Genomic DNA, 9,297 nt, shown 5'->3' with positions numbered 1-9,297 from the left:
GATATAGGCCGCGCGCCCCACAGGCGGCGCGCGGCCTATATCGTGGGTGGCGTGCTGGCGGTTGTCCTCGCGGTTGCCTTCCTCCGCCCCCATAGCCACACCAGCAAGCACGCCCGCACCGGCGACCAGCCCGTAGCCGTTGCAACCGTGGGCCGGGGCGACATGCCCGTGATCCTGACGGAGCTGGGCACGGTCGTTCCCATCACCAACGTGACGGTGCAGTCGCGCATTGACGGCTATCTCATGCAGGTGCTGTTCACCGAGGGACAGCACGTGCACAAGGGCGACCTGCTGGCGCTGATCGACACCCGCCCCTATGAGGTGCTGCTGGCGCAGTACCAGGGCCAGCTTGAGCAGGACCAGGCCCAGCTTGCCGCCGCCCGCGTGGATAACGCCCGCTACCAGCGCCTGATCCGCCAGAACAGCGTGGCCGCCATGACGGCGAAGGACCAGCAGTACAAGGTCGAGCAGCTCGAAGGCACGGTCAAGGCCGACCAGGCGCTGGTGGATAACGAGAAGCTCCAGATCACCTACTGCCACATCCTCGCCCCGGTGGATGGCCGCGTGGGCATCCGTCAGGTGGACATGGGCAACTACATCACGGCGGGCCAGACCAACGGTCTGGTGATCCTGACGCAGATGCAGCCGATCTCGGTCATCTTCACCCTGCCCGAAAACGACATTGGCCCCGTGGCCCAGCGCCTGCATGAAGGCACGCCCCTGCCGGTGGAGGCATGGGACAGCGCCAACCTGACCCGCATCGCCACGGGCCAGGTCAGCGTGCTGGACAGCCAGATCGACACCGCCACCGGCACGGTGCGCATGCGCGCCATCTTTCCCAACACGCAGGAAGAACTTTTCCCCAACCAGTTCGTCAATGCGCGGCTGCTGGTCAGCACCGACCACAATGCCCTGCTGGTGCCCACCAATGCGCTCCAGACCGGGCCGAATGGCCAGTTCGTCTATGTCGTGAAGGCGGACAACACGGTGGAGGTGCGTAACGTCAAGGTCGGCCACGCCAATGACACAATGACCGTGCTGAACGATGGCGTGAAGGAAGGTGAACGTGTCGTGACCGACGGCGTGGACCACCTGCGCGACGGGGTGAAGGTCAGTATTCCGCAGGTGGGCGACGGCGCCGCCGCCACACAGGGGCACAAGGGCTAGACGTGCGCATCACGCCCGCCCCCCAGCCTGACAACACGCCCCGCCCGCCGCCGGAGATTGCCGCTTGAACCCGTCCCGCCTGTTCATTCACCGCCCGGTCGCCACCACCCTGCTCATGCTGGCCATCCTGCTGGCGGGGCTGCTGGGCTACCACTTCCTGCCGGTCTCCGCGCTGCCGCAGGTGGAATACCCCACCATAACGGTGCAGACCTTCTACCCCGGCGCCAGCCCGGACGTGATGGCCACCTCCGTCACCGCACCGCTGGAAACCCAGCTTGGTGAAATGTCGGGGCTGGAGCAGATGACCTCGCGCTCCTCGGGCGGGGCATCGGTCATCACCCTGCGCTTCGGGCTGGACATGACCATGGACATTGCCGAGCAGGAAGTGCAGGCGGCGATTAACCAGGCCAATTCCCTGCTGCCGACCGACCTGCCCGCCCCGCCGGTCTATGCCAAGGTCAACCCCGCCGATACCCCGGTCATGACGCTGGGCATTTCGTCAGCCACTATGCCGCTGACGGAGGTGGAGGACTACGTTGACACGCGCCTGGCCGAAAAGATCAGCCAGATCTCGGGCGTGGGTCTGGTTACGCTGTCGGGCGGCAACCGCAAGGCGCTGCGGGTGCGGGTCAACATTCCCAAGCTGACATCCTTCGGCATCGACCTCGACACGCTGCGCACGACAATCGGCAACGTGAACGTCAATTCCCCCACCGGCACGTTCGACGGGCCGAAGCGTGCGACCACGCTGCGCATTGACGGGCAGATCACCGGGCCGGAACAGCTGCTCAACCAGGTCATCGCCTACCAGAGCAACGGGCCGGTGCGCATCCGCGATGTCGCGAGCGTGGTGGAGGGGCCGGAGAATACCGAACTGGCCGCATGGGCCAACCGCACGCCCGCGCTGGTCATGAACGTGCAGCGCCAGCCCGGCGCCAATGTCATCGCGGTGGTGGACAACATCAAATACGCCCTGCCCCGCCTGCAGCAGGCGCTGCCGCCGGGCATCACCATCACGCCGCTGACGGACCGGACCACGACCATCCGCGCCTCGGTCGAGGATGTGGAGTTTGAACTCGGCCTGGCCCTGGTACTCGTGGTGGGGGTGATTTTCGTGTTCCTGCGCAATGTGCCGGCAACACTCATCCCCAGCCTGTCGGTGCCGCTTTCGCTGGTGGGTACGCTGGCGGTCATGTACCTGCTGGACTTCTCGCTCGACAACCTTTCCCTCATGTCACTGACCATCGCCACCGGCTTCGTGGTGGATGACGCCATCGTCATGATCGAGAACATCGCCCGCTACATCGAGATGGGTGACAGCCGCATGGAGGCCGCGCTCAAGGGCGCGGGCGAGATCGGGTTCACCATCATCTCGCTTACCGTCTCGCTCATCGCGGTGCTGATCCCGCTGCTGTTCATGGGCGATGTGGTGGGGCGCCTGTTCCATGAATTCGCCATGACGCTGGCGGTCACGATCATCCTGTCCGCCGTGGTGTCGCTTACGCTGGTGCCCATGATGTGCGCCCGCCTGCTGCATGAACGCAGCGATGGCCAGTCCGAGCCCGCATGGTCGCGCGCGGTGGAGCGGTGGACCCAGGCCACCATCGCGGCGTACGGCCGCGCGCTGGACGTGGTGCTGCGCCACCAGCGGCTGACACTGGCGGTCTTCGCCACCACACTGGTTCTGACCGGCGTGGTGGCCGTGGTCATTCCCAAGGGGTTCTTCCCCGTGCAGGATACGGGGGTGATCCAGGGCATCTCGGTTGCGGCGCAGTCCACATCCTTTACCGCCATGAAGCGCCACCAGCAGGAACTGGCCGACCGTATCCTGCAGGACCCGGATGTGAGCAGCCTGTCCTCCTTCGTGGGGGTGGACGGGCAGAACGTCACCCTCAACCAGGGGCGCTTCCTCATCAACCTCAAACCGCTGGGCACGCGCACCGCCACGGCGCGGCAGGTCGCGGACCGCCTGCGCGCGGAAACGGCCGATATTGCCGGAGCGGAACTGTATGTGCAGCCGGTGCAGGATCTCTCGCTCGATACATCGGTCGCGGCCACCCAGTACCAGTTCCTGCTGGAAAACCCGGACTACAACCAGTTCATTACGTGGGTGCCGAAATTCATCGCGCGCCTGCAGCAGGAACCGGCGCTGTCGGATGTCACGTCCGACCTGCAGGCGGCGGGGCTTGTGGCGCATCTCGATCTCGACCGCACGACGGGCGCACGCTATTCCATCACGCCGCAGACCATCGACAACGTGCTGTATGACAGCTTCGGCCAGCGCCAGATCTCGACCATCTTCACGCAGTCCAACCAGTACCGCGTGATTCTGGAGGCCGATCCCGCCTTCCAGCGCGACATGGGCTCGCTCAACCAGATCTACCTGCCCGGCATCAGCGGCAATGCGGGGGAAAGCACCTCCGGCCCGACGCGCTCGCCCACATCGGGGCTGGTGCCGATGGCTGCCGTCACCACCGTCACGCGCGGCACCGCGCCGCTGCTGATTACGCATGTGGGGCAGTTCCCCGCCACCACGGTCTCGTTCAACGTCAGGCCGGGCTACGCGCTGGGCGATGCGACCAACGAGATCGAACAGGCGGCGGCGGACATCCACCTGCCCGGCAGTTTCCAGACCGCGTTCCAGGGCACGGCGGCGGCCTTCCGCAGCTCACTGTCCAACGAGGCATGGCTGGTGCTGGCGGCGCTGGTTGCGGTCTATATCGTGCTGGGCATCCTGTATGAGAGTTTCGTCCACCCCATCACCATCCTGTCCACCCTGCCCTCCGCCGGGATTGGCGCGTTGCTGGCGCTGTGGGTGACCGGGGCGGGGCTGGATGTCATGGGCATCATCGGGCTGGTGCTGCTGATCGGCATTGTCAAGAAAAACGCCATCATGATGATCGACTTCGCGCTGGAGGCCGAGCGGGTGGAAGGGATGTCGCCCATAGCTTCCATCCGCCATGCCGCCCTGCTGCGTTTCCGCCCCATCCTCATGACCACGCTGGCCGCGATGCTGGCGGCGGTGCCCATGGTGCTTGGCACGGGCACCGGGTCGGAACTGCGCCGCCCGCTGGGCATCGCCATCGTGGGGGGACTGCTGGTCAGCCAGTTGCTGACACTGTTCACCACGCCGGTCATCTACCTGCTGATGGACGGGATCAGCCAGAAACTGCGCGCAAGGTTTGGCGGCACGGACCATGACCGCCCCGAAGACGGCCTGCCCGGCCCGCAGGCCTCCGCATGAATCCCCTCGCCCTGTTCGTACGCAGGCCGGTCGCCACGATCCTGCTGACCGTGGCGCTGCTGCTGGGGGGCGTGATCGGGTTTGTCACGCTGCCGGTGGCCGACCTGCCCAATGTGGACTTTCCGGTCATACAGGTGCAGGCGCGGCAGGCCGGTGGCTCGCCCGAGGAAATTGCAAGCTCGGTCGCCGCCCCGCTGGAGCGCCATCTGGGCGCCATCGCGGGGCTGACGGAAATGACATCCCAGTCCTCCGCCAACCAGGCGCGGATCACGCTGCAGTTTTCGCTCGACCGGGACATCAACGGTGCTGCCCGTGACGTGGAGGCCGCCCTTCAGGCAGCACATGCCGACCTGCCCACATCGCTGCGGCAGAACCCCAGCTACTTCAAGGCCAACCCCAACGGCGCGCCGGTCATGATCCTCGCGCTGACATCACGGACCCGCACGGCCCCGCAGCTCTATGACCTGGCGTCAAACGTGCTCCAGCAGCATCTCTCGCAGATACAGGGGGTGGGACAGGTTGAAATCGGCGGCAGTTCGCTGCCTGCGGTGCGGGTGGAAATGAACCCGCTGGCGCTGTACAAATTCGGCATCGGCTTTGAGGATATCCGCGCCGCCCTTGCCTCGGCCAACGCGCATACGCCCAAGGGCTTCATCGACCAGGGCGACAGCCGGTTCGTGCTCGCCACCAATGACCAGGTGCATAACGCGCAGGCCTATCGTGACCTGATCGTGGCCTATCACGACAGCCGCCCCGTGCGGCTGGCCGACGTGGCCTATGTGCGCGACAGCGTGGAGGACGTACGCAACGCCGGTTACGTTGATGGCAGGCCCGCCGTGCTGGCCATCATTTTCGCGCAGGCGGGGGCCAACATCATCAGCACCAACGACCAGATCCGCGCCAAGCTGCCCACGCTGCGCGCGGCCCTGCCGGCGGATGTTGACCTTGGCGACCTCATGGACCGTTCCACGACCATCCGCGCCGCACTGGCCGATACGCAATTCACGCTCGTGCTGTCCGTCGCCCTGGTGGTGCTGGTGGTGCTGGTGTTCCTGCGTTCGCCACGCATCACCATCATCCCGGCCATCGTGGTGCCGACCTCCATCATCACCACCTTTGGCGTCATGAAGCTCATGGGGTATTCGCTCGATAACCTCTCGCTCATGGCGCTGACCATTTCCACGGGCTTCGTGGTGGATGACGCCATCGTGGTGGTCGAGAACATCAGCCGCCACATGGAGGCCGGGATGGACCGCCTTCAGGCCACGCTGCTGGGCGCGCAGGAAGTCGCGTTCACGGTCATGTCCATTACCGTATCGCTGATCGCGGTGTTCCTGCCCATCCTGCTGCTCAGCGGTGTGGCGGGGCGGCTGTTCCATGAATTCGCCATGACGATGTCAATCACCATCGTCATCTCCATGGTGCTGTCGCTCTCACTGACGCCGATGATGACCGCGCACCTGCTGCGCCGCCACGAGCCTGCCCCGCCAAAGGGGGTAATGGGCTGGGTCGGGCATGCGCTGGAACACGCGCTGCTTTCCGCCCAGCAGGGTTACGCGCGCTCCCTTGAATGGGCGATCACGCACCGGCGGCTGACCATCCTGTCGCTGCCGCTGACCATCGCCATCATGGTGGGGCTGTTCATCAAGATGCCCAAGGGTCTGTTCCCCGAATCAGATACCGGCATGCTGATGGGGCACCTGCAGGGGGACCAGTCCATCTCCTTCCAGGCCATGCAGGGCAAGATCGCGACCGTGCAGCAGGCCATCATGGCGGATCGGGATGTCTCGCGCGTGATGGGGTTCATGGGCGGGCGCGGCACGTCCAACCAGGCCAACCTGTTTGTCGTGCTCAAGGACAAGTCGCTGCGTGACGACCCGCCAGCACTGACCATCGCGCGCATCTCGCACCGGCTGCGCAAGATGGTGGGCGCGCAGTTCTATGCCTCAGCACCGGGGCAGTTGCGCATCGGGGGGCGGCAGAGCAACGCGGCCTACCAGTATTCGCTCCAGTCCGATTCATCGCAGGACCTGTACAAATGGACCCCGCAGCTCGTCACGGCGCTGCAGAAACACCGCGAGCTTTCGGACATTTCATCGGATGTGCTGCAGGGCGGATCGGCGCTGGACGTGATGGTGGACCGTGATACCTCCAGCCGCCTCAACATCACGCCGCAGCTCATTTCCAACACCCTGTTCGATGCCTATGGCCAGCGCGCGGCCTCGGTCATCTACAACCCGCTCAACCAGTACCGCGTGGTGATGGAGGTCGAGCCGCGTTTCTGGCAGGACCCGAACACGCTCAAGCAGGTCTGGGTCAGCGTGGCGGGCGGCTCGGCCGGGGGTGGCACGCAGTCCAACACCATCCGCGTGCGGACCGATACGGGCACCGTCGCGTCCCAGCTCAGCGCGCAGTCATTCCGTAACCAGGTCGCCAACACACTGGCGGGCGGCAACAGCACCTCCACCGGCTCCGCCGTTTCCACCAATTCGGAACAGATGGTGCCGCTTACGCTGGTCTCGGTGCTCAAGCCCGTGCTGACGGCGCTCAGCGTCAACCATGCAGGCCAGTCCGTCGCCACCACCATTTCGTTCAACCTGGCCAATGGCGTCTCCCTCAGCCAGGCGGTGCAGATCATCAACGAGGAGGCGGTGCGCCTGCACATGCCCGCCAACATCCAGGGCAGCTTCGCGGGCAATGCCGCCCAGTTCCAGAAATCGGTCAATAATGAACCGCTGCTGATCCTGGCGGCGCTGGCGGCGGTGTACATGACGCTGGGCATCCTGTACGAAAGCTATGTCCATCCGCTGACCATCCTGTCCACCCTGCCCTCGGCCGGGGTTGGCGCGCTGCTGGCGCTACAGGTCTTTGGCGAGGAATTCTCGCTCATCGCCATGATCGGGGTGATCCTGCTGATCGGCATCGTCAAGAAAAACGCCATCATGCTGGTGGATTTCGCCCTGACCGCCGAACGTGACGAGGGGCATACGCCGCTCGACGCCATCCGTGCGGCCTGCCTGCTGCGCTTCCGCCCGATCATGATGACCACGTTTGCCGCAGCCCTTGGGGCGATGCCGCTCATTTTCGGCCATGGCTACGGCTCGGAACTGCGCCGCCCGCTGGGCATCGCCATCGTGGGGGGGCTGCTCGTCAGTCAGGCGCTGACGCTTTATACAACGCCTGTCGTGTATCTGTACCTCGACCGTCTTGCGATTGTCTGCCGCACGCGTTTCAACCGGCTGTACGGGCGGCTGTCCCGGCGCCATCGTCTCTCCCCCCAGCAGGATTCCTGAACCGGATGACCCTCTCCACGCCATCCCCCAGCCATGCCCGCACCAACCCGCCACGCGCCCGGCACAGATCAGGCCGCCTTGCCCTGGCGGCCCTGCCGCTCGTGGTGCTGGCGGGGTGCATGGTCGGCCCGAAATACCACCGTCCTGCCGCGATCGTTTCCCCCCGCTTCAAGGAACTGCGCCCCGAACCCGGCTGGGAAAAGGCGAACCCGCAGATGGCCGCCCTGCCCAAGCAGGACTGGTGGACCATCTACAACGATCCCGTGCTCAACGGGCTGGAGGCGCAGGTCGCGATTTCCAACCAGAACGTCAAGCAGTACGAAGCCAATTACCGCAACGCCCGCGCCATGATCGACAGCGTGCGCGCCCAGCTTTTCCCCACCATAAGCGGCAGCATGGGCTTCAACCGCAACGGGCACGGGACGGGATCGCTATCGTCTTCGGGCAGCAACTATGCCCGGGCGGGCACCACCTACAACACCTATGACATCGGCCCGAGCGCAAGCTGGGATATTGACGTGTGGGGCCGCATCCGCAGGCAGATACAGGAGCAGGTCACGGCAGCCCAGGCCAGTGCAGCGGATCTGGCCAACGCCACCCTGTCCTATCAGGCGCAGCTGGCCACGGCCTATTTCAACATGCGCTATCAGGACAGCCTGACCGACCTGCTGCGGCGTTACGTCCACTTCAACGAACAGGCGCTGGAAATAACCCAGAACCAGTTTGATGCGGGAACGGCGGACCCGACCGCCGTGCTGCAGGCCCGCACCACGCTGGAGCAGAACCGGGCATCACTGGTGCAGGCAGGCATCAACCGCGCGCAGTACGAGCATGCGATTGCCGTGCTGGTTGGCAAGCCCCCCGCCAATGTCTCGATCGCACCGGCGGAACTGTCACGCACCATTCCGCCCATTCCGGTCACGATTCCGGCCGACCTGCTGCAACGCCGCCCGGATATTGCGGCGGCGGAACGCACGATGGAGCAATACAACGCCATGATCGGCGCGGACATGGCGGCGTTCTATCCGGACATCACCATCAACGCCAGCTATTCACAAAGCGGGGGCGACCCGGTGACCTCGCTCATGCAGGCGATGAACCGTGTCTGGTCGCTGGGCGCATCCGCCACCGAAATCCTGTTTGAAGGCGGCTCGCGCACCGCCGCCGTGCATGAAGCCAACGCCCAGTACGACAGCGCCGTCGCGGCCTACCGCCAGACGGTGCTGACGGCATTGCAGAACACGGAAGACCAGCTTTCCAACCTGCGCATCTTGGCCGAGCAGTCGGCACAGCAGCAGAAGGCGCTGGATTTCGCGAACCGCACGGTCGAGGTTTCGCTCAACCAGTACATGGCGGGCACCGAAATCTATACAACCGTCATCACCAACGAAAATTCGGCCCTGAGCGATGCCGAAACCCTGCTGGGCATCCAGCAGCAGCGCATGGTGGACAGTGTCAGCCTGGTGCAGGCGCTGGGGGGCGGATGGGATGCTTCACGCCTGCCATCGAAAAACTCGCTCCAGAAGGACAATCCCCTGCTGCCTTCCTTCATCCAGAAGGACACCAACCAGTAGGCATAAAAAAACCCCCTGT

At 65.0% G+C, this 9,297-nt stretch carries 4 protein-coding genes; all 4 read left to right on the top strand.

The window, feature by feature from the left end; genetic code table 11:
• Positions 1-3: 3 nt before the first annotated feature.
• The 4 genes from DY926_RS04725 (at position 4) to DY926_RS04710 (ending at position 9,278) form a co-directional block, all read left to right on the top strand.
• The gene (locus tag DY926_RS04725) at positions 4-1,167 is read left to right on the top strand and encodes an MdtA/MuxA family multidrug efflux RND transporter periplasmic adaptor subunit (RefSeq protein ID WP_241503064.1); all 1,164 of its coding nucleotides are present in this window, start codon (positions 4-6) and stop codon (positions 1,165-1,167) included.
• A 64-nt stretch (positions 1,168-1,231) separates the two neighbouring features.
• Entirely contained in the window at positions 1,232-4,411 is a 3,180-nt protein-coding gene (locus tag DY926_RS04720; RefSeq protein WP_116702312.1) for an efflux RND transporter permease subunit, read from the top strand.
• Positions 4,408-7,704, top strand: coding sequence for an efflux RND transporter permease subunit (locus tag DY926_RS04715; protein WP_116702311.1), 3,297 nt, complete (start codon positions 4,408-4,410; stop codon positions 7,702-7,704). Before DY926_RS04720 ends, DY926_RS04715 begins: the two co-directional genes overlap by 4 nt.
• 5 nt (positions 7,705-7,709) lie before the next feature.
• The gene (locus tag DY926_RS04710; protein WP_116702310.1) at positions 7,710-9,278 is read left to right on the top strand and encodes an efflux transporter outer membrane subunit; all 1,569 of its coding nucleotides are present in this window, start codon (positions 7,710-7,712) and stop codon (positions 9,276-9,278) included.
• Positions 9,279-9,297: the final 19 nt, after the last annotated feature.

Source organism: Komagataeibacter melaceti, from assembly GCF_003403295.1.
Classification (GTDB): Bacteria; Pseudomonadota; Alphaproteobacteria; order Acetobacterales; family Acetobacteraceae; genus Komagataeibacter; species Komagataeibacter melaceti.
Note: the sequence above shows the minus strand (reverse complement) of the source record. Positions and strands in the feature narration are given on the sequence as shown.